At 38.3% G+C, this 20,126-nt stretch carries 18 protein-coding genes and 2 tRNA genes; 11 read left to right on the top strand and 9 right to left on the bottom strand.

Annotated elements, in window-relative coordinates:
- Window positions 1-7: 7 nt before the first annotated feature.
- Together ESZ48_RS03980 and ESZ48_RS03975 are read left to right on the top strand one after the other, a co-directional pair.
- On the top strand, window positions 8-1,714 hold the full coding sequence (locus ESZ48_RS03980) for a nucleoside transporter C-terminal domain-containing protein (RefSeq protein ID WP_129015991.1): 1,707 nt from the start codon (window positions 8-10) through the stop codon (window positions 1,712-1,714).
- Window positions 1,715-1,896: 182 nt separating this feature from the next.
- Window positions 1,897-2,721: a thymidylate synthase gene (locus ESZ48_RS03975; protein ID WP_129015990.1), complete on the top strand. Its 825-nt coding sequence runs from the start codon at window positions 1,897-1,899 to the stop codon at window positions 2,719-2,721.
- 178 nt (window positions 2,722-2,899) lie between these two features.
- Here the strand turns inward: ESZ48_RS03975 and ESZ48_RS03970 are convergent, their stop codons facing one another.
- Window positions 2,900-3,196: an isoamylase early set domain-containing protein gene (locus tag ESZ48_RS03970; protein ID WP_129015989.1), complete on the bottom strand. Its 297-nt coding sequence runs from the start codon at window positions 3,194-3,196 to the stop codon at window positions 2,900-2,902.
- Between the two features lie 295 nt (window positions 3,197-3,491).
- Here ESZ48_RS03970 and ESZ48_RS03965 point away from each other — a divergent pair, with 295 nt between their 5' ends.
- The 5 genes from ESZ48_RS03965 to lspA all read left to right on the top strand — a co-directional run bounded on the left by ESZ48_RS03965 (window position 3,492) and on the right by lspA (window position 8,550).
- Window positions 3,492-4,394 carry a dihydrofolate reductase gene (locus ESZ48_RS03965; RefSeq protein ID WP_129015988.1) on the top strand — a complete coding sequence of 301 codons (903 nt, stop codon included), beginning with the start codon at window positions 3,492-3,494 and terminating at the stop codon, window positions 4,392-4,394.
- 283 nt (window positions 4,395-4,677) lie between these two features.
- Window positions 4,678-6,237 carry an NAD(P)/FAD-dependent oxidoreductase gene (locus ESZ48_RS03955; protein WP_129015987.1) on the top strand — a complete coding sequence of 520 codons (1,560 nt, stop codon included), beginning with the start codon at window positions 4,678-4,680 and terminating at the stop codon, window positions 6,235-6,237.
- Between the two features lie 220 nt (window positions 6,238-6,457).
- Window positions 6,458-7,018, top strand: a complete 561-nt coding sequence (locus ESZ48_RS03950) for a sugar O-acetyltransferase (RefSeq protein WP_129015986.1) — start codon at window positions 6,458-6,460, stop codon at window positions 7,016-7,018.
- A 134-nt stretch (window positions 7,019-7,152) separates the two neighbouring features.
- Window positions 7,153-8,046: an ACP S-malonyltransferase gene (gene fabD, locus ESZ48_RS03945; protein WP_129015985.1), complete on the top strand. Its 894-nt coding sequence runs from the start codon at window positions 7,153-7,155 to the stop codon at window positions 8,044-8,046.
- Window positions 8,047-8,049: 3 nt separating this feature from the next.
- Window positions 8,050-8,550, top strand: coding sequence for a signal peptidase II (lspA, locus tag ESZ48_RS03940; RefSeq protein ID WP_129015984.1), 501 nt, complete (start codon window positions 8,050-8,052; stop codon window positions 8,548-8,550).
- 44 nt (window positions 8,551-8,594) lie between these two features.
- Here lspA and ESZ48_RS03935 read toward each other — a convergent pair whose 3' ends face one another.
- The 4 genes from ESZ48_RS03935 to ESZ48_RS03920 form a co-directional block, all read right to left on the bottom strand.
- Window positions 8,595-8,786 (bottom strand): hypothetical protein, encoded by a 192-nt coding sequence (locus tag ESZ48_RS03935; protein WP_129016068.1) that lies wholly within the window; start codon window positions 8,784-8,786, stop codon window positions 8,595-8,597.
- Between the two features lie 264 nt (window positions 8,787-9,050).
- Window positions 9,051-10,328, bottom strand: a complete 1,278-nt coding sequence (locus ESZ48_RS03930) for a metal-dependent hydrolase family protein (protein WP_129015983.1) — start codon at window positions 10,326-10,328, stop codon at window positions 9,051-9,053.
- A 10-nt stretch (window positions 10,329-10,338) separates the two neighbouring features.
- Window positions 10,339-11,361 carry a UDP-glucose 4-epimerase GalE gene (gene galE / locus ESZ48_RS03925; protein WP_129015982.1) on the bottom strand — a complete coding sequence of 341 codons (1,023 nt, stop codon included), beginning with the start codon at window positions 11,359-11,361 and terminating at the stop codon, window positions 10,339-10,341.
- Window positions 11,362-12,501 carry a DegT/DnrJ/EryC1/StrS family aminotransferase gene (locus ESZ48_RS03920; RefSeq protein WP_129015981.1) on the bottom strand — a complete coding sequence of 380 codons (1,140 nt, stop codon included), beginning with the start codon at window positions 12,499-12,501 and terminating at the stop codon, window positions 11,362-11,364.
- A 213-nt stretch (window positions 12,502-12,714) separates the two neighbouring features.
- On the opposite strand from ESZ48_RS03920, the gene ESZ48_RS03915 reads away from it, so the two are divergent.
- The gene (locus ESZ48_RS03915; protein ID WP_129015980.1) at window positions 12,715-13,950 is read left to right on the top strand and encodes a 3-deoxy-D-manno-octulosonic acid transferase; all 1,236 of its coding nucleotides are present in this window, start codon (window positions 12,715-12,717) and stop codon (window positions 13,948-13,950) included.
- 74 nt (window positions 13,951-14,024) lie between these two features.
- On the top strand, window positions 14,025-14,273 hold the full coding sequence (locus ESZ48_RS03910) for a hypothetical protein (RefSeq protein ID WP_129015979.1): 249 nt from the start codon (window positions 14,025-14,027) through the stop codon (window positions 14,271-14,273).
- Window positions 14,274-14,378: 105 nt separating this feature from the next.
- Here ESZ48_RS03910 and ESZ48_RS03905 read toward each other — a convergent pair.
- The 3 genes from ESZ48_RS03905 to mutS all read right to left on the bottom strand — a co-directional run bounded on the left by ESZ48_RS03905 (window position 14,379) and on the right by mutS (window position 17,356).
- Window positions 14,379-14,462, bottom strand: a tRNA-Leu gene (locus ESZ48_RS03905).
- Between the two features lie 76 nt (window positions 14,463-14,538).
- Window positions 14,539-14,611, bottom strand: a tRNA-Gly gene (locus tag ESZ48_RS03900).
- Window positions 14,612-14,722: 111 nt separating this feature from the next.
- Window positions 14,723-17,356 (bottom strand): DNA mismatch repair protein MutS, encoded by a 2,634-nt coding sequence (mutS, locus tag ESZ48_RS03895; RefSeq protein WP_129015978.1) that lies wholly within the window; start codon window positions 17,354-17,356, stop codon window positions 14,723-14,725.
- Window positions 17,357-17,733: 377 nt separating this feature from the next.
- Between mutS and ESZ48_RS03890 the strand changes: the two genes are divergently transcribed.
- Window positions 17,734-18,270 carry an RNA methyltransferase gene (locus tag ESZ48_RS03890; protein ID WP_129015977.1) on the top strand — a complete coding sequence of 179 codons (537 nt, stop codon included), beginning with the start codon at window positions 17,734-17,736 and terminating at the stop codon, window positions 18,268-18,270.
- Between the two features lie 29 nt (window positions 18,271-18,299).
- The gene (locus tag ESZ48_RS03885; protein ID WP_129015976.1) at window positions 18,300-18,641 is read left to right on the top strand and encodes a hypothetical protein; all 342 of its coding nucleotides are present in this window, start codon (window positions 18,300-18,302) and stop codon (window positions 18,639-18,641) included.
- A 53-nt stretch (window positions 18,642-18,694) separates the two neighbouring features.
- On the opposite strand, the gene folK is transcribed toward ESZ48_RS03885, so the two are convergent.
- Window positions 18,695-19,846 (bottom strand): 2-amino-4-hydroxy-6-hydroxymethyldihydropteridine diphosphokinase, encoded by a 1,152-nt coding sequence (gene folK, locus ESZ48_RS03880; RefSeq protein ID WP_129015975.1) that lies wholly within the window; start codon window positions 19,844-19,846, stop codon window positions 18,695-18,697.
- Window positions 19,847-20,126 lie beyond the last annotated feature (280 nt).

Below are 20,126 nucleotides of genomic sequence, written 5' to 3'. Positions count from 1 at the left end.
CTATCAGATGAAACATTTCTTTTTAGCTTTTACAGCTATTTTTTTTGGAGTAACAACCACATTAGCACAAAGCATAGAAAAGAAATGGCAGATTGAAGCAGTCCAGAATAATCAAGGCGTCAATCTTTACAACATCAATTCAGAGACTGATGGTCTAAGCCTTAACAATGGCGACTTTGTCTTCTATTTAAAGTCGAAAGATAGCAGTGCCACCAAAGGCAATTATATTACCCAAAATAAACTGCTGGTATTATACTATGATGATCCTTCCGAAGTCATTAAGCGCTTCAAAATTCAAACGTTAACCGATTCAACATTAGTCCTTCAAGAAAAAGAGGTGAGTTATGTTTTTTCCACCGCGCAAGACACAGCATTGGTCACGGCAGCGGCCACAAGTAGCATTACTCCCAGTCAAGGTTTTACGATGTCCAGTTTGCTCCGTGGTGCTTTAGGGATGTTTGTATTGCTAATGCTATCGTTTATTTTGAGTCAAAACAGAAAAGCCATCAACTGGAAAACTATTGGTTTCGGACTCGCAGCACAATTGTTATTGGCCATTGGAGTTTTAAAAGTTCCAATTATCCAAAAAGCATTCGAAATTGTTGGAAAGATGTTTGTTAAGGTCTTGGAATTTACCCAGGCAGGAAGTGAATTTTTACTTGGAGGAATGATGGACATCAGCAGCTTTGGATTTATCTTTTTGTTTCAGGTATTGCCAACCATCATTTTCTTTTCCGCCTTAACGTCCGTCTTGTTTTATTTAGGAGTCATTCAAAAAGTAGTGGCAGGTATGGCTTGGGTATTGACCAAGCTCTTAAAAATTTCAGGTGCTGAAAGTTTAAGTGTTGCCGGAAATATCTTTTTAGGTCAAACTGAAGCACCTTTAATGATCAAGGCCTATCTGGAAAAGATGACCAAATCTGAAATTCTTTTAGTCATGATTGGTGGAATGGCCACGGTTGCTGGCGGTGTATTGGCAGCATATATCGGATTTTTAGGTGGCGAAGACGAAGCTCTTAAATTATTTTATGCCAAGCATTTATTGACTGCTTCTGTTATGGCTGCTCCTGGTGCCATTGTGATTTCAAAAATGTTATACCCACAGCAAAAGCCGATCAATACTGAAATTGAGGTTTCACAAGAGAATATTGGTTCTAATATTTTAGATGCCATTGCCAATGGAACTACCGAGGGATTAAAATTAGCAGCTAATGTAGGCGCCATGCTGTTGGTTTTTATTGCTTTTATAGCGATGATCAACTATGGCTTTGGCAAGCTCGGAAATGTGACCGGTTTAAATACATTAATAGCCAATAACACACCCTATGTGGCATTGTCATTGGAATTTATTCTAGGGTATATTTTATCACCTCTAATGTGGCTTATAGGTGTTGCCAAAGAAGACACGGCACTTATGGGACAATTGCTGGGCATCAAATTGGTGGCGAGTGAATTTGTTGGCTATATCCAATTGGCTGAACTCAAAAATGTTGCGAGTGTAACCCATCTGAAGTTTGAAAAATCAATCATTATGGCCACTTATATGTTATGTGGATTTGCAAACTTTGCATCCATCGGCATTCAAATTGGCGGCATCGGATCTTTGGCTCCGGGACAACGCAAGACCTTATCTGAATTTGGAATGAAAGCCCTTATCGGAGGAACTATTGCATCATTATTGTCTGCTACTATTGCGGGCATGATCATTGGGTAAAATGCCGATTGTCCTTCGGACATTTCCCCAAAGGGGAAAACCATTCGACCAAGCCTATATACTTTAGGCACTTTAAACTAATACACATATCCCTTCGAGAAGTTCGTAACTTTCTTTAATTTTGGCTTTTAAGAAAAATGAACGTTTAATTAATAAGATTCCCACTTTCGTGGGAAGTTAGCATGAAACAATATCACGACCTCGTAAAGCATGTCATAGAAAACGGCACCCAAAAGGGGGACCGTACCGGAACCGGGACCAAAAGTGTATTTGGATATCAAATGCGTTTTGATCTAAGTGAAGGTTTCCCAATGATCACGACCAAAAAACTCCATTTAAAATCCATCATTTATGAGTTGCTCTGGTTTTTAAAAGGCGATACCAACATCAATTACCTCAACGATAATGGGGTTAGGATCTGGAACGAATGGGCGGATGAAAATGGGGACCTGGGACCCGTTTACGGACATCAATGGCGTAACTGGAACAATGATGAGATTGATCAGATAAAGGACGTCGTAGACACGCTTAAAAACAATCCCAATAGTCGTCGCATGTTGGTTTCTGCTTGGAATCCTTCAGTATTACCTGATACTTCGAAATCATTTTCAGAGAATGTTTCCAATGGTAAAGCGGCACTTCCTCCTTGCCATGCTTTTTTTCAATTTTATGTCGCCGATGGAAAACTTTCCTGTCAACTGTATCAGCGCAGTGCCGATATCTTTTTAGGGGTTCCTTTTAATATTGGCTCCTATGCACTTTTCACGATGATGATGGCGCAAGTATGCGGCTATGAAGCAGGAGATTTTATCCATACGTTTGGAGATGCGCACATTTACAACAACCATATGGAACAGCTGGAGCTGCAATTGTCACGCGACCTCAGACCGCTTCCAAAAATGAAACTAAACCCTGATGTCAAAGATATCTTCGACTTTAAATTTGAAGATTTCACATTGGAAGATTACAATCCTCACCCACATATTAAAGGGGTTGTGGCGGTTTAAGGTGACTATTTTAAATCCACAAGAAATCTGAATGATTGATCCATCGCGTTCAAATTCCAATAAGATAATGGCAGCAAATAAACACACTAGTGAAATTCGAAGGTCTTAGATAGTGTTTAAAATAAAAAAGGCGATTTCCAGTTGGAAAACGCCTTTTCTATTTTACTTCAAGAATCTGTTACAGTTTCAAAACTGCATTTTCTCCTCCAAATTCATTGGTTTTGTAGGCATCAGCTGCCTCCTCATTTATAAAAGTGCCATCTACAAGATATCTAAACTCATAAGAGTTGTCTTTTTCTAAATCTATAGAGCCTTTAAAAGTTCCGTTCTTTAGTTTCTTAAGCTGCAACGCTTTTTTCTCATTCCACTCATTAAAAGTTCCTAAAACACTTACTTTTTTAGCGTCTTCAGCAGGTACCGAAAAAGTCACTTTGCAAATAGGTTTACTTTTTAAGTATTGTTTTGTAATTGCCATAATTCAAATTAATTAATTTTGGCGCAAATATAAGGATATTTTAACAATTTAAATTATTTAACCACCGCACAACCAAAGATTTATCATTTTCATAAGAATATGTTTCAAATTATTTCAACTTGTTAATGAAACTTACTTTATGTTATTGTATTATCAGTGTTTTAAATTTTCTTTCGCACTGATTATCAATACATTTGCCTTTAAATCTGTTTTATTAAGGACTTATTTTAAAGATCGCGGGTTTGAATTAATCATTTCATCAAAAAAAACTAACTTTACATAAAATTTCAATATCATGTTTGGCAAGAAAAGACCTGTAAACAAAATAGACAAAGAGCAATTGGAGCTCATTGAAACTTCGCAACGCAGAATCAAGCAGAAAAAACGTTTATACTACCATTTTGTGATCTTCTTAATAGGCGCACTTTTCCTTATCTTTTTAAACACCGTTATTGGCTTAGGAGAACAAACCAAAATATGGGGATTGGATTGGTTCGTATTTGCAATTTTTGCCTGGTTATTTCTTTTTGTTTTCCATCTTTTTAATGTGTTCATCACCCATAAATTTATGGGCAAGGCATGGGAAGATGCACAACTGAATAAATTGGTGGCCAAACAAAAAGAACGCATTTCAAAACTTCAGGCAGAGGTTGAAAAGGAATATCCTTTAGAAGCCACCACGCTTATTGAAAAAAAAACGAAAGTTCATAAAAACTTAACCCTTATCGCTGCCGCTGCAGAAAATGATGTCATTGGCAAGGACAATCAATTGATTTGGCATTTGAGTGATGATTTAAAACGTTTTAAAAGCCTGACCTCAAATCACTGCATCATCATGGGTCGAAAGACCTTTCAGAGTTTCGGTAAGCCGCTTCCCAACCGAACACACATTGTCATTAGTCGCCAACAGAATTTTTCAGTTCCTTCTGGTGTAATTGTTGTTCATAATTTAGAGGACGCTTTGGATGCTGCTAAAAATGATTCGCAACCTTTTATCATTGGTGGTGGCGAAATATACAAGCAAGCAATGCCTTATGCCGATAAAATAGAATTGACCAGAGTTCATGAACGTTTTGATGGGGATACTTTTTTTCCAAAAATTGATACCTCAGTCTGGACAGAAATTCAAAACATCTTTAATGATAAAGATGAGAACCACAAGCATTCTTTTTCATTCATTACTTACCAAAGAAGATAAAAACTAAAAAGTGAAGCTTAAAAGAAGAAGAAAGTTAGTCACCTACCTTAATATTCTCGATCAGCCCATTCGGTTCAACCCGTTTTTATTCAGCCGAAAATTTATACTTTGGGCGTTTTTAGGCCTTTTTGGCGGCGTCATTGCTGGAGCATATTCGTTAGTTCTTAGCTCCCACAATTCCGTTCACTACGTCTCAAATGGAGAATAAAGAGGCATAAGTACGGATCAAAGAATAAAACTTCCTCCACCCCTATCCTAATTGCTTTTTAATTAATTTTGCGTCATGATAAAAGACATTCAGCTTCGTGTAACCCTCTTAGAGGAAAAGCACCCTAATATTTTAACACGAAAAAGTGCTAAAGTTCTTGGTATTTCAGAAGCTAAGATTTCGGGTATTAAAGTGCTTCGAAAGTCCATCGATGCCCGAAAGAAGCAGATTATTTTTAATTATAAAGTAGCGGTTTACATCAACGAACCTGTTCCTGAAACTTCTGCTTATCACTTTGATTATCGCGATGTATCCAAAGCAAAATCCATACATATTATAGGTTTTGGACCTGCCGGAATGTACGCCGCATTGCGTTGTGTAGAATTGGGATTTAGACCGATTGTTCTGGAACGTGGTAAAAATGTTCAGGACAGACGTCGCGATCTGAAAGCCATCAATCAAGATCATTTTGTAAATGAAGATTCCAACTATTGTTTTGGAGAAGGTGGTGCCGGCACCTACAGCGATGGTAAATTATACACCAGAAGCTTAAAACGAGGCGATGTCCGTCGTATTTTTGAGAATCTCGTCTTTCATGGTGCTACGGATCAAATTTTAGTTGATGCCCATCCACATATCGGCACTAACAAACTGCCTAAAGTGGTTCAGAATGTTCGTGAAACCATCATAAATCATGGTGGTGAAGTCCACTTTGACACTAAAGTCACCGACTTTGTTATAAAAGACAATACTATCAAGACCCTTGTACTTCAAAATGGTGAAGCGATGGATGTTGATAAGGTAATTTTAGCTACAGGGCATTCTGCAAGGGATATTTATTATCTGCTTTATGAAAAGAACATTGCTCTCGAAGCCAAGTCCTTTGCTATGGGCGTTCGTGTGGAACATCCACAGCACATCATTGATTCCATTCAATATAGTTGCAGTGGAGATCGTGATGACTTATTACCAGCCGCCTCTTACAGCCTTGTGGAGCAAGTGAACGGAAGAGGCGTCTATTCATTTTGCATGTGTCCTGGTGGGTTTATTGTGCCTTCAGCCACAGCAAATGGTGAGGTGGTCTTAAATGGGATGTCACCATCCAAACGAAACAACCAGTTTGCAAATTCAGGTATCGTAGTTGAAATTAATGCCCATAAAGATTTATATAAGTACGAACATTTTGGAGTTTTTAAAGCTTTGGAATATCAAAAGGATTTAGAGCAGTTGGCTTTTAACGCTGGTGGCAGAACCCAAACCGCACCAGCGCAACGTCTCACAGATTTTGTGGAAGGCAAACTTTCTGCAGACCTCAACCCGAGTTCCTATCAACCTGGATTAAAGTCGGCGCCATTACATTCTTTATTACCCAAACTTATTGGCGGCAGCCTGCGCAACGGATTTAAAATATTCGGTGAAAAAATGAAAGGCTATTATACAGAAGAAGCCAATGTGATTGGAGTGGAATCACGGACTTCATCTCCGGTGAGTATTCCAAGAAACGAACGTCTGGAACATCCACAAATTTCAAATCTCTTCCCTTGTGGTGAAGGCGGCGGTTATGCAGGTGGAATTGTTTCGGCGGCAATGGATGGTGAACGCTGTGCGGAAGCGGCATGTGGGATTGTTGATTGACGATTTCTGATTAACGATTAACGACCAGCCCGAACATGCCTTTTCCTGCCCGAATGGATTCGGCCAAGAGGGCGGTACGGGCGGGTTGATGATTTTTGATTAACAATGGACGAACGAAACTTGGAATTTGGGATTTGGAATTTCGAATTTGGATTTTGGATTTTGGATTTTGAATATCTAAGTTGGTCGGGCAAAAGACCCATTTGGTAAATATTAGAATATGACAGAAAAAGAAAAAATGATTTCGGGAGAACTGTACAATCCATCGGATGTGCAATTAGTAGAAGATCGAAGACACGCGCGAACTACTTTTGGTGAGTACAACAAATCACATCCCGATGAAAAGGAAAACAGAACGCAATTACTAGAAGAACTTCTCGAAAGCAAACCTCGAAATTTATACATCGAACCGCCGTTTTATTGTGATTATGGGTACAATATTCAATTAGGTGACCATGTTTATATGAACTACAACTGTTGCATTTTGGATGTCAGCATTGTAAAAATCGGTGACAATACGATGTTTGGTCCCAATGTTCAAATTTATACAGCAACCCATCCTTTGGAATACAAAGCACGCAACAGCGGTGTGGAATATGCAAAACCAATTACCATAGGAAATAATGTTTGGATAGGTGGCAATGCTACAATTTGTCCAGGAGTAATTATTGGCAATAATGTGGTCGTTGCAGCAGGATCTGTGGTCACTAAAAGTTTTCCAGATGATGTGGTGATAGGTGGTAATCCCGCTAAGATTATTAAATCGATTGACAACAGTTAAGGTTTTTCTACATCTCAATGTAGATATCTCTCAAAATCGTCTGTAATTATAGGGCGATTTGCCTCTCATAAGGAAGTATGGCCTCCTCTAAAAAAATAATTCCTATTTTTGCACATCTAAAAATTGACAAAAAAATGAATGCATACATATTTCCAGGTCAAGGTGCCCAATTTACAGGAATGGGATTGGACCTTTATGAAAACTCAACCTTAGCAAAAGAACTTTTCGAAAAAGCTAACGCTATTTTAGGATTTCGTATTACAGACATCATGTTTGAAGGTTCTGCGGAAGATCTTAAGGAAACTAAAGTAACCCAACCTGCTATTTTTTTACATTCGGTAATTTTAGCCAAAACTTTAGGCGATCAATTTAAACCTGATATGGTTGCAGGACACTCTTTAGGAGAATTCTCGGCATTGGTTGCCAATGGTGCATTATCCTTTGAAGACGGTCTTAAATTAGTTTCACAACGTGCCTTGGCAATGCAAAAAGCCTGCGAACTGACACCTAGTACTATGGCAGCAGTTTTAGGTTTGGAAGATGCTATTGTTGAAGACATATGCGCTAAAACAGAAGGTATTGTTGTGGCAGCAAACTATAATTGTCCTGGTCAATTGGTTATTTCTGGTGAAGTAGATGCGATCAACCGTGCTTGTGAGGCCATGAAAGAAGCCGGCGCAAGAAGAGCATTGGTATTGCCAGTTGGTGGTGCTTTCCATTCACCACTTATGGAACCAGCACGTGAAGAATTAGCGGCAGCAATTGAAAACACACCGTTCAGCAAACCCAATTGCCCAATTTATCAGAATGTTACGGCTAATGCAGTAATCGATGAAAATGAGATTAAAGCAAATTTAATATCGCAATTGACTGCACCGGTACGTTGGACCCAATCGGTTCAACAAATGATTGCCGATGGCGCGCTTCTATTCACCGAAGTAGGTCCTGGCAATGTATTGCAGGGCTTGGTCAAAAAAATCAACAGAGAAGCACAAACAGCTGCTGCAACGTTCACACCTAATTTATAATCAATGAAATTATCAAGAACCTTAAGCATCATCTTATTGATTGTTGCCAATATTGCAATAGATCAAATTTCAAAAATCATTGTTAGGGGAAAAATTGCAACCAATGAAGTTATTGAAGTCATAGGCGATACCTTTATTATGACCAAAGTTGAAAACTCTGGCGCATTTTTAGGTATGGGAAGTGAATTGAGCCCAACTTTAAAATGGATCTTATTATTGATTCTGCCCGTCATTGTATTGGGTGGGGTCATATATTATATCATCACCAACAAAACCTTGGACAGATTAAGCCTTATTGCATTTTGTTGCATCGTGGGTGGCGGAATTGCCAATGTATTTGATCGGTTTATGTACGGATCTGTGACCGATTTTTTTCATATCGATTTGGGCGGTGTGTTCAGAACCGGCATTTTTAACGTTGCCGATATGTCCGTCAGCTTTGGAATGATCCTTCTGATTATTGCCAGTTTTAAACAGAAAAAATTAGAAAAAGCAAACGCATAAAAAAAGCCTCATTTTTCATGAGGCTTATATATTTTAATATTTATCTAATTTGCAAGGTTACAATCTTCACAATCCTTGACTTCTCCATAATAGGTTTCTCTATATTTATGAAGAGTTTTGTAAGGAATACTTAAAAATTGCTTTTTAATGTAAGTTACCTTTGTTTCTAAAGCTCCCATTTTTGGTGTAAATCGTCCTTCAGCTTTTGTTTCTCTTTTAATACTAAACAGTTTCATTTGTTTTATCTTTTGTTTTTTAACGGTCAAATCCATTCGCCATACAAAGTTCTATTGGATAGAATTTATTAGGCCCATTTCATCATTTATTCAATGATCATTGACTACAAAGAAACGAATTGATAGGGAAACATCCAAATAATTCCTGTTAAAACCATGTTTATCAACCTGTTAATTATGACACCAATAATTATTAAGGGATTTTATTGCCATATTAACAGCTGAATCCGTGTATGGTTAGGACATGTTTAATGATAAAAAAGGCTATTGTTTGTATATTTTGCCTTCTTTCATCACAAATACGATAGTGTTCAGAGTATCAATATGCTCTGTTGGATCGTCATTTGTAGCGACAATATCCGCTAAATATCCGCCTTTTAATTGCCCGATTTCATTTTCCATTTTCAACAACATCGCATTCGTTACTGTGGCACTTTGGATCGCTTTAATTGCCGGCATTCCTGCTTCCACCATATACCCAAACTCCTTAGCATTTTGACCATGGGCAAATACACCTGCGTCTGTTCCAAACCCAATTCCAACACCTTTTTTATAAGCTCTGGCAAACATGTCTTGCATTCTTGGACCAATATCCAAAGCTTTTACAACAATCACTTGAGGATAATAATTAGGGATTTTGGCGTTTTCCGTCACTGTTTTTCCGGCAATAATCGTTGGCACCAAATACACATCATGCTTTTTCATGAGCTCCATGGTTTCATCACTCATAAACGTACCGTGTTCAATGGTTTTCACACCACCAAGGATAGCGCGTTGCATGCCTTCATCACCATGTGCATGGGCAGCGACATTCATACCATAGTCTTTTGCGGCATCACTAATCGCTCTTATTTCTTCTACAGTAAATTGTGGATTTTGTCCGCTTTTGGCGACACTCAAAACCCCACCAGTTGCTGTGATTTTTATCCAATCGGCACCATTTTTATAGCGTTGGCGTACTGCTTTTCTAGCATCTTCAACACTATTCACCACACCTTCCTTTGGTCCGGGATCACCCATGAGCTCCTTTTTGGCACCATTAGTTGGATCGGCATGGCCGCCTGTGGTCGCCAAAGATTTTTCAGAAGTAAAAATTCTTGGACCGTCAAGCTTTCCTGCATTGACTGCATTGCGCAAAGCCACATTTACACCTGAACCGCCCAAATCTCTAACCGTGGTAAAACCTGACATCAAAGTGACATTCGCAAAGTGCTGCGCATTAAAGGCAATATCAGCCTCATTGAGGGTGTACTTTTGAAGATAGGCTGCCGGATTGGTTTCACTCTCAATATGAACGTGCATATCAATCAGTCCAGGCATAACCGTTTTCGACTTCAAATCAATGACAACATCGTCACCCGATTTAGGCGACGAAAAACCATCTTCAATAGCTATGATCTTCTTTCCTGAAACAATAATTGTTTTATTGGTCAGAACTTTCCCTTCCTTGGTATCAATCAATTTTCCGCAATGCAAATAGGTGTTTTGGCCAATTAATAGCGTACTGATTAAAAGGCTACAGAAGAGAAGTGCTTTTTTCATGGTTGTGATTTTATATATTTCTGAGATGTTTTTCCCATTTCCAAGCAGATAACAAGGCATCGTCCAAATTGCTTTCGGCTTTCCAACCCAATTCGGCGTTGGCTTTTGTTGTATCGGCATAAGCCTGAATAACATCACCTTCACGTCTTGGAGCAAACTTGTAATTCAATTTTTGTCCTGAAACCTTTTCAAAGGATTGTATCGCTTCTAATACGGAACTGCCTTTTCCGGTTCCCAAATTAAAAATCTCATAATTTGAGGCGTTATTTTTACCAACTAATCTTTCCAATGCCACCACATGAGCCTTTGCCAAATCGACCACATGAATATAGTCTCTGATACAGGTGCCATCTGGTGTTGGATAATCATCTCCAAAAACGGAAAGTTCCTTGCGTAAACCTGCAGCGGTTTGAGTGATAAAAGGCACCAAGTTTTGTGGTACACCAATCGGCAATTCACCTATTTTGATACTGCTATGGGCGCCTATCGGATTAAAATATCGAAGGGCAATCGCATTTAAAGTGGAATTGACCTTGCACGTATCCTTGATTATTTCTTCTCCAATTTGTTTGGTATTCCCATAAGGCGACTCTGCCATTTTTATGGGAGCCGATTCGGTAATTGGCATCTGGTCTGCCTGTCCATAAACCGTACAGGAGGAACTGAAAATAAAGTTTTGGGTTGGTAAATGCAGTAATGATTTAAGAACATACACCAAGGTGTTGATGTTGTTTTCATAATATAGCAATGGTTTTTCAACACTCTCTCCTACAGCCTTACTTGCCGCAAAATGAATGACGCCAACGATATCCTGATGTTTGCCAAAAAATGCTTCCACTTTGGATTTCTCCTTTAAATCTAACTTTTCAAAAGCTGGCGCTTTCCCTGTAATCGCAGTAATTCCGGCCAAAACATCGATTGAAGAGTTAGAAAGATCGTCAATAATGACCACTTCAAAACCCTTTTGTTGCAATTCAACAACCGTATGTGAACCAATAAAACCTAGACCACCTGTTACTAAAACCTTTTTCATTTATGAATTTGAATTTACAAAATTAATAACTGTAGATGTTATGAATTCAATCTGATCCGCATCCAATTCGGTATGCATAGGCAAAGAAATGACTTCTTTCACCAACTGATTCGTGACGACAAAATCTTCCTCCTTATATCTCGAATCTTTATACGCTTTTTGGAGATGCAGTGGAATGGGGTAATAAACACCGCAAGGAATGCCGTTGTCATTTAAATGTTTGACCAAAGCATCACGATTCGTGTCTTTTACTTTCAGTGTATATTGATGGAATACATGATTATCTTCAGCACCTTCCCTGAAAGGAACTACTATATTCTCATGGCCTTCAAAAGCTTTATCGTAAGCATTCGCAGCTTTCAATCGGGCAGCATTATAACTATTTAAATGCTCCAATTTGGTGTTTAAAACAGCCGCTTGGATAGAATCCAATCGCGAATTTACGCCCACCACATCATGATGGTAGCGCTCATACATCCCATGATTCACAATTCCTCTTAATTTATGTGCCAAGTCATCATCATTGGTGAAAATGGCACCGCCATCACCGTAACATCCTAAGTTTTTAGAAGGAAAAAATGAGGTGGAAGCCACGTGGCCAATCGTACCAATTTTCGCTTTTCTACCATCGCTATAGGTATATGTTGCTCCGATTGCCTGCGCATTATCCTCAATAACATATAAATTGTGTTCTTCAGCAATTTCCATGATTGCTTCCATATTGGCGCATTGTCCAAATAAATGCACTGGAACGATCGCTTTGGTATTTGGTGTGATGGCTTTCTTTATAGCTTCAACATCAATATTAAACGTCTTTGGATCCACATCCACCAAAACTGGCGTTAACTGCAATAAAGCAATAACCTCAACCGTGGCGGCAAATGTAAAATCGGCAGTAATAACCTCGTCTCCAGGTTTTAAATCCAATCCCATCATGGCTATTTGCAAAGCGTCTGTACCGTTTGCACAAGGAATGACGTGCTTGACATCAAGATAGTTTTCTAAATTTTTCTGAAATAGATGTACTTGCGGTCCATTAATATAAGCCGTAGTGTCAAGAACCTCTGCAATAGACGCATCAACAACATCCTTAATTTTCTGATATTGACCCTTAAGATCAACCATTTGTATTTTTTTCATCTAGTTATATATAGAATTGATACTTTAAAACCCTGTGGATTTATTAGGTAACGAAATTACAAAATTGTGCCGCTTATACCAATCATTCCTAAAGGTTTAATTTCATTTTTAATGAACAAATAGGCGTGATATCTATATGAAACAGCAAAAATTCCCCGGTGGTTTTAAAGTAACCTAATAGAAAGAAATGTATTTTAGCGGAAATCATTCTTCTTGAAGCCACTCTACAACATAGCACTGTATATCGCCGAATTTTCTCTCAAAATTCTCGCTTTTTTTAATAAAAAAATTAAATCGGGTGTTGATGGCCGCTCAAAGACATTTAAAATTTTAGAAGAACACCTATCAAGTCATGATCAAACCTTTTGGTTCCATTGTGCATCGCTTGGTGAATATGAGCAAGGCCTTCCCATTTTCAAACAACTGAGAGCGGAAAACCCACAGCATAAAATCGTATTGACATTCTTCTCCCCTTCAGGTTATGAAGTCCGTAAAAACACTGACGTTGCGGATGTGGTGGTTTATCTTCCAATGGACACTAAAAAAAATGCAAAGCGTTTTGTAAAACTGGTGAATCCGGAACTGACCATCTTTGTGAAATATGAAATTTGGCCGAATTACCTCAGCGAATTGAAAAAGCGAAACTTAAGAGCCATTCTGATTTCTGCCGTTTTCAGAAAAGAACAATCTTATTTTCAGTTTTACGGTAAAATGATGCGGGATGCTTTAAGTACGTTCGAACATATTTTTGTGCAAGATGAAAACTCGATGGTTTTACTGAATTCAGCTCATTTCAATAATGTCACCCTTGCAGGAGACACACGGTATGACCGGGTTTCTGATCAACTCCAGCAGGACAATAAACTCTCATATATTGAAGATTTCAGAGATGGAAAGCTCTGTGTTGTCATAGGAAGTTCTTGGCCCGAGGATGAAGATTTATTTACTGAGTATATCAATTCTAGGACATCAAATAATGTGAAATTCATTATTGCACCCCATAATATTAAGAACAATCAAATTGATCAATTTGCGAAGCAGCTTAATAAGAAAACCGTGCTATTTTCAAAAAAAGACGATCAAAACCTTTCGGAATTTGAAGTTTTTATAGTCGATACTATTGGTGTTTTGAGCAAGATTTATAGTTATGCCGATATCGCTTATGTTGGTGGAGGGATGGGTCAAACTGGACTTCATAACATCTTGGAACCAGCGGTTTTTGGCGTGCCGATACTCATTGGAAAAAATTACGAGAAATTCCCTGAAGCCTTTGAAATGATAGCAAATGGCGGTGTCATTTCCATAAAAAACAAGGAGGAACTTCAGGATTCGCTGGATCGATTAATTAAAAATGCTGAAGAAAGAAAAGCACTTGGACATTTAAATCGCGACTTTATTAAAAACAACAAAGGCGCAGTGATCCAAATTATGAGCTATCTTCGTAGTTAGACTAGCAACATCACTCGAGAGTTGCTATAGAATTTTATAAATTCGAGTTATTAATAAACACTAAAATAATCATAATGAAAAAATTACTATTTAGTTCTGCCATGGTGCTCGCGCTAGGCTTATCATTTACTTCATGTAGAGATACAGATAAAAAAGAAGATTCAGTTATCATTATTGAAAAGGAAGTTGAAAAAGTTCCCGCAAAAACAGAAGGTGCCTTAGAAAAAGCCGGAAAAGCGATTGACAATGCCGCCAAGGAAGTTAAAGAAGCAGGCAAAGCTGTGGATAGCGCTGCAAAAGAAGTTGTTGGCGACGATAACTAATTTGGAGTTAGGTTAAAAAAAAGACCCGTCAATTTGGTGGGTCTTTTTTTTTGATTCCTATATAAAACAAAAAACCCTGATAATCTATTGATTATCAAGGCTTAGTACTCAAGGCGGGACTTGAACCCGCACGTCCTAATGGACACAGGATTTTAAGTCCGGCGTGTCTACCGATTCCACCACTTGAGCAAATGCACAAAGTATTCATTGCTTTAAAACAACGTCCCGCAGCTGCGGAATCCATACTCTTGCTTTTTTGGTATTGAGCGAAAAACGGGATTCGAACCCGCGACCTCCACCTTGGCAAGGTGGCGCTCTACCAACTGAGCTATTTTCGCGTTAGTGCAATTAAATTAAAGAACGTCGTCCGACGCCTATCGGATTGCGAGGGCAAATTTAATACATTTCTTAGAATTGCAAAGCCTTTTGAACAAAAAAAGTCGTTTTTTTTATGCGCGTTTCTTTTTCAACAACATACGCTTAATTTCATTCAGTTTCATAAGAGCTTCAACTGGGGTCAGAACGTCAATATCGATATTGACAATTTCTTCTTTAATCTGCTCTAATAAAGGATCATCTAAATTAAAAAAGCTCAATTGCATGTCGTTTTCAAGAGTACGCACCTTATTGGTCAACTCTTCACTACTATGCGATTTTTCTAATTGCTTCAAGATTTTATTCGCACGATGAATGACTTGCTGTGGCATTCCTGCCATTTTAGCCACATGGATTCCAAAACTGTGTTGGCTGCCGCCTTCAACCAACTTTCTTAAGAATAGTACATTATTTTTTAATTCTTTAACGGACACGTTGAAATTTTTGATCCGCACGAAGGTTTCAGTCATCTCATTCAACTCGTGGTAATGCGTCGCAAATAAGGTTTTGGGCTTACTTGGGTGCTCGTGCAAATACTCACTTATGGCCCATGCAATCGAAATACCGTCATAAGTACTTGTACCACGACCAATTTCATCCAACAAGACCAAACTTCTCTCAGAGATATTATTCAGAATAGAAGCCGTTTCATTCATCTCCACCATAAAAGTAGATTCCCCCATCGAGATATTATCACTCGCCCCTACCCTAGTAAATATTTTATCGGTCAATCCTATAATGGCATGCTCGGCGGGAACGAAACTTCCCATTTGTGCCAATAAAACGATTAAAGCGGTTTGTCTTAAAATAGCCGACTTACCAGACATGTTCGGTCCGGTTATCATGATGATTTGTTGCTTTTCCCTGTCTAAATAAACATCATTGGCAATATAAGGTTCCCCGAGCGGCAATTGCTTTTCAATAACGGGATGCCTTCCGTTTTTGATATCTAAAGCGAAAGTCTCGTTGATTTCTGGACGTGTGTATCTATTTTCAAAAGCCAATTGGGCAAATCCACATAAACAATCCAATTGGGCGATTAAGGCTGAGTTTTTTTGGACCGGTTTAATAAATTGACCGATCCATAACACCAATTCAGAAAATAGTTGTTGCTCAATCGCTAAAATACGCTCCTCCGCACCAAGGATTTTTGTTTCGTATTCTTTTAACTCTTCCGTGATATAACGCTCAGCATTAACCAAGGTTTGTTTTCTGATCCAATGTTCAGGCACTTTATCCCGATGACTGTGGCGCACTTCTATATAATAACCATATACGTTATTGGAGGCGATTTTAAGTGACGTGATGCCAGTGATTTCGCTTTCACGCTGCAACATCGCATCCAAATAGTCTTTCCCAGAAGTGGATAAAGATCTCAGTTCTTTCAATTCTGAAGAAAAATTAGAAGAAATGGTATCCCCCTTTAATATGTTTACGGGTGCCTCTTCATTCAATGTGGCTTTGATGCGTTGGCGCAACTCTTCACATAGCTCCAAACTATCACCAATATGTTGCAAGGCTTTATTATCGGTTTTTTGCGTGAGTGCTTTTATGGGCACAATGGCTTCTAAGGCATTTTTTAATTGTACGACTTCTCTAGGAGAAATTTTAACGGTCGCAACCTTTGAAATCAACCGCTCAATATCATTGATATATTTGATCTGATTCTGAATTTTCTTCAGAATGACGGCATCGTCCAAGAAAAACTGTACTACTTCATGACGCTGATTAATTTTATCCAGATCAATGAGCGGCAATGCCAACCATCGTTTTAACAAACGTCCACCCATGGGTGAAATGGTCCGATCAATCACATCAATCAAGGTCACTGCGTTTTGATTGTAAGATTGATACAACTCCAGATTTCTAATAGTGAACCGATCCATCCAGACGTGATCATTTTTGGTAATACGCTGAATGGTGGTAATATGCTGTAACCTATGATGTTGGGTTTCACTCAAATAGTGCAATACGGCTCCTGAAGCCACAATGCCTTCATATAACTCTTCAATTCCAAAACCTTTCAAGGATTTTGTTTGAAAATGCTTGAGCAAGGTCTCCGTGGCATAATCATCTTGAAACACCCAATCTTCCATGTAAAATGTATGGAAATCAGTGCCAAAAGTATCTTTAAACGCATTGCGCTTTGGCTTTGAAATTAGAACTTCACTCGGCCTGAAATTTTGAAGTAATTTATCTACATATTCAGCATTCCCTTGGGATATCAGAAATTCGCCCGTAGACACGTCTAAAAAAGAAACGCCAATAAGTTTATTGGTTGCTGAGCTTGTCGAAGCACCAAAACAGACGGCGGCCAAGAAGTTATTGGATTTTGAATGTAAAATATCATCATTCAAAGCCACTCCAGGCGTTACCAATTCCGTAACCCCACGTTTTACAATACCTATTGCTTGCTTAGGGTCCTCCAATTGGTCGCAAATGGCAACACGGCAACCGGCTTTGACCAATTTTGGTAAATAAGTATTTATAGAGTGGTGCGGAAATCCTGCAAGTTCCGTTTCACTGTCGCTTCCAGCACCTCGTTTGGTCAAAATAATGTCCAAAATTTTAGAAGCTTTCACCGCATCTTGTCCAAAGGTTTCATAAAAGTCGCCCACCCTAAAAAGCAATAAGGCATCAGGATACTTTGCTTTTATAGCATTGTATTGTTTCATTAACGGTGTTTCCTTTTTTACTTTTTTTGCCAATGGAGTTGTGTTTTTAAATGGTATTTTTGACCTGAATATCAGGACTGCTAAGGTACTTATTATTTGAGGGTTTGGAAAACGGAGTGCTCAGAAGTTATTTACAATTAATGGACGGCAGAGAATGTCATGAATTCTAGAATGGTTATTCCACAGAGATACGCCGAGTTTTCGCGGAGTGTTTTTGAAGATTTAAATGAATTTTCAGGATTTTGGCGAAATTTGAAAGATTTGCACCTTCAGCTGAATTGACTTGTTATTGAAACCTCTCAGATTTTGAAATCCTGAGAGGCTTATAAAACTTTAAGATTCCCGCCTTCGCGGGAATTGGAAATAGGCAAAGAGATTCCCGCCTTCGCGGGAATGAATAAAAATATTCAATGAGAAAACTGAAAAATAGCGAACTCGACCGATTGAGTGTTGACGAATTTAAGAGCACAGAAAAAACACCGATTATTATTGTTCTGGACAATATTAGAAGCTTAAACAATATAGGCTCCGTATTTAGAACTTCAGACGCTTTTTTGGTTGAAAAAATATACTTGTGTGGCATTACGGCAACACCACCGCACAAAGACATTCACAAAACAGCTTTGGGAAGTACTGAAACTGTGGCCTGGGAATATGTTGAAAACACCCTCGATGTCATCCAAAAACTTAAATCGGATCATGTTATTATCGCTTCCATTGAACAAGCTGAACAATCGGTGATGCTAAACGACTTTACGCCTCAACCAAATACGACTTATGCGCTGGTATTTGGCAATGAAGTGAAAGGCGTGGCGCAAAATGTGGTCAGTGCCAGTGATTTGATTTTGGAGATTCCGCAATTTGGGACGAAACATTCGTTGAATATCTCAGTGAGTTGCGGTCTGGTGGTGTGGGATGTGTTTTGCAAAATGAGAACATTAAAATAAGGTGAATTTAACAGCCTATCATTTTTGATATGGACTACAAAAGAAAAGCGCTTCTTGCAACTGAATATAAAATTGAAAACATAAGAACCCAAACCGGATTTTTCGTTAGAAATATCTGGAAAATCATTGGTTTCGGGATTTTTATTTCCTTTTGGGCACCAACGCATCAAACTTCGGCTGCTGGTTTTAAAAGTAAATCGGCGCTCCAAATAAACGACTATAACTATCTTGATTTAGTCCTGATGACCGCATTTGGCTATACGGTTTGTTGCTTCATAGGACATTATATATGGAGTTGGCAAGACAAAAAGCAATTGAAAAAATTAATTCAGAAGAGGAACAACTTGAAAAAGAATTATCACTTTAAATAAATTATATAATTATTTTAGGACTTCTCTTTACTTCGTGCTACAAGGTTCCCACTTCAAGCTTCTGTTTTTCTACAAATCTCATCCAAAATCCATAAATAATCGGCTCGATTCTCCACAAAATCACGATCTGAAATATCAATGATCTTAACGTTGAGTTCCGTCTGATTTTTTAAAAATTCAAGATAACCTGTATTGATCTTTTCGAGATAGTCATTTTGAATGTTCTGCTCATAATCGCGACCACGCTTTTTGATGTTCTCTTGCAGCCGCGTCGTGTTCTGGTACAAATAGACATACAAATCAGGTTTGGCGATGTCTTTATACATTAAATAAAAGAGCTTTCTGTAGAGTCGAAATTCATCCTCGGGCAAGGTTATCTTTGAAAAAATCAACGATTTATAAATATCATAATCACTCACCATAAAATCCTTGAACAAATCCAACTGCGACAAATCATCACTAATCTGCTGATAGCGATCGGCCAGAAATGACATTTCCAAAGTAAAGGCATAGCGTTGCGGTTCCTCGTAAAATTTCGGTAAAAACGGATTGTCAGCAAAACGCTCCAAGATCAACTTTCCATTAAAATCGTTGGAAATCTGATATGCCAAACTTGTTTTTCCTGCACCAATATTCCCTTCAATAGCAATATAATTAAAGTCTCCAAAGCCATATACCTTCATTGGGTTCTTTAGCCATATATTAATGGGTTCAATTGCACTTTGATCTTCACAGGTTTCTAAAAGCTGCAAAACCGATGTTCCAAGTTTGGGATGCATCATTTTTGGGGCGATATCATATAAAGGCTGCAACACAAATTTACGTTTGTGCATTTGAGGATGCGGTGTCGTAATTAGTTCCGAATTGATAATATCGTCATCAAAAAAAATCACGTCCAAATCAATCGTTCTGGATTCATAAACGCCACTCAATTGCCGTGTGCGACCGAGCTCCGTTTCAATGTCTAAAAGTTTGATCATCACTTCTTCGGCAGAATAATGCGTGTCAACAAAAACACAGGCATTATAAAAATACTCAGCTGATGCACCTTCTTCAAAACCCAAAGCTGGCGTATTGTAGACTCTTGAAATAATATTGATTTTTCCGACGCGCTTAAAAACAAGGTCAATAGCATCTTGCAGATGCTTTAATCTGTCGCCTTTATTGCTGCCAAGTGCGATGTAAACTTTATGCGGTTGATTCATATCTGATGCCAAAATAAAGAAAACAAAATCATTTTGTGTGCTATTTTAGGTGAAAAAAATTAATTTAAAAGTACTGATGGTCATTCTCGTTAAAGTATCTTTACATGTAAGTATTCCCCTATTTATGAAAAACGATCTCGCCCAAAAAATATAAAAAATTGACCTCTTAAAAATTTGCTAAAGTTTTATTAAACTTTAACATTTGCCCGACCTTTGCAATAAACTTTGCGTATATATACTTACTAAACTATTGCCTTTCACTTTGTGGGAGGAAAAACTA

The organism is Gelidibacter gilvus (genome assembly GCF_004115975.1).
Taxonomy (GTDB): Bacteria; Bacteroidota; Bacteroidia; order Flavobacteriales; family Flavobacteriaceae; genus Gelidibacter; species Gelidibacter gilvus.
This window is presented reverse-complemented; position numbering and strand designations above follow the sequence as displayed.

What these genes read in the sequence shown, in the direction of transcription:
- ESZ48_RS03970 (WP_129015989.1), bottom strand. Translation starts at nt 3,196, where the DNA reads ATGGCAATTACAAAACAATACTTAAAAAGTAAACCTATTTGCAAAGTG.
- folK (WP_129015975.1), bottom strand. Translation starts at nt 19,846, where the DNA reads ATGAATCAACCGCATAAAGTTTACATCGCACTTGGCAGCAATAAAGGC.
- ESZ48_RS03975 (WP_129015990.1), top strand. Translation starts at nt 1,897, where the DNA reads ATGAAACAATATCACGACCTCGTAAAGCATGTCATAGAAAACGGCACC.
- ESZ48_RS03920 (WP_129015981.1), bottom strand. Translation starts at nt 12,501, where the DNA reads ATGAAAAAAATACAAATGGTTGATCTTAAGGGTCAATATCAGAAAATT.
- ESZ48_RS03930 (WP_129015983.1), bottom strand. Translation starts at nt 10,328, where the DNA reads ATGAAAAAAGCACTTCTCTTCTGTAGCCTTTTAATCAGTACGCTATTA.
- ESZ48_RS03935 (WP_129016068.1), bottom strand. Translation starts at nt 8,786, where the DNA reads ATGAAACTGTTTAGTATTAAAAGAGAAACAAAAGCTGAAGGACGATTT.
- fabD (WP_129015985.1), top strand. Translation starts at nt 7,153, where the DNA reads ATGAATGCATACATATTTCCAGGTCAAGGTGCCCAATTTACAGGAATG.
- ESZ48_RS03980 (WP_129015991.1), top strand. Translation starts at nt 8, where the DNA reads ATGAAACATTTCTTTTTAGCTTTTACAGCTATTTTTTTTGGAGTAACA.
- ESZ48_RS03910 (WP_129015979.1), top strand. Translation starts at nt 14,025, where the DNA reads ATGAAAAAATTACTATTTAGTTCTGCCATGGTGCTCGCGCTAGGCTTA.
- ESZ48_RS03965 (WP_129015988.1), top strand. Translation starts at nt 3,492, where the DNA reads ATGTTTGGCAAGAAAAGACCTGTAAACAAAATAGACAAAGAGCAATTG.
- ESZ48_RS03890 (WP_129015977.1), top strand. Translation starts at nt 17,734, where the DNA reads ATGAGAAAACTGAAAAATAGCGAACTCGACCGATTGAGTGTTGACGAA.
- ESZ48_RS03885 (WP_129015976.1), top strand. Translation starts at nt 18,300, where the DNA reads ATGGACTACAAAAGAAAAGCGCTTCTTGCAACTGAATATAAAATTGAA.
- lspA (WP_129015984.1), top strand. Translation starts at nt 8,050, where the DNA reads ATGAAATTATCAAGAACCTTAAGCATCATCTTATTGATTGTTGCCAAT.
- galE (WP_129015982.1), bottom strand. Translation starts at nt 11,361, where the DNA reads ATGAAAAAGGTTTTAGTAACAGGTGGTCTAGGTTTTATTGGTTCACAT.
- ESZ48_RS03955 (WP_129015987.1), top strand. Translation starts at nt 4,678, where the DNA reads ATGATAAAAGACATTCAGCTTCGTGTAACCCTCTTAGAGGAAAAGCAC.
- ESZ48_RS03950 (WP_129015986.1), top strand. Translation starts at nt 6,458, where the DNA reads ATGACAGAAAAAGAAAAAATGATTTCGGGAGAACTGTACAATCCATCG.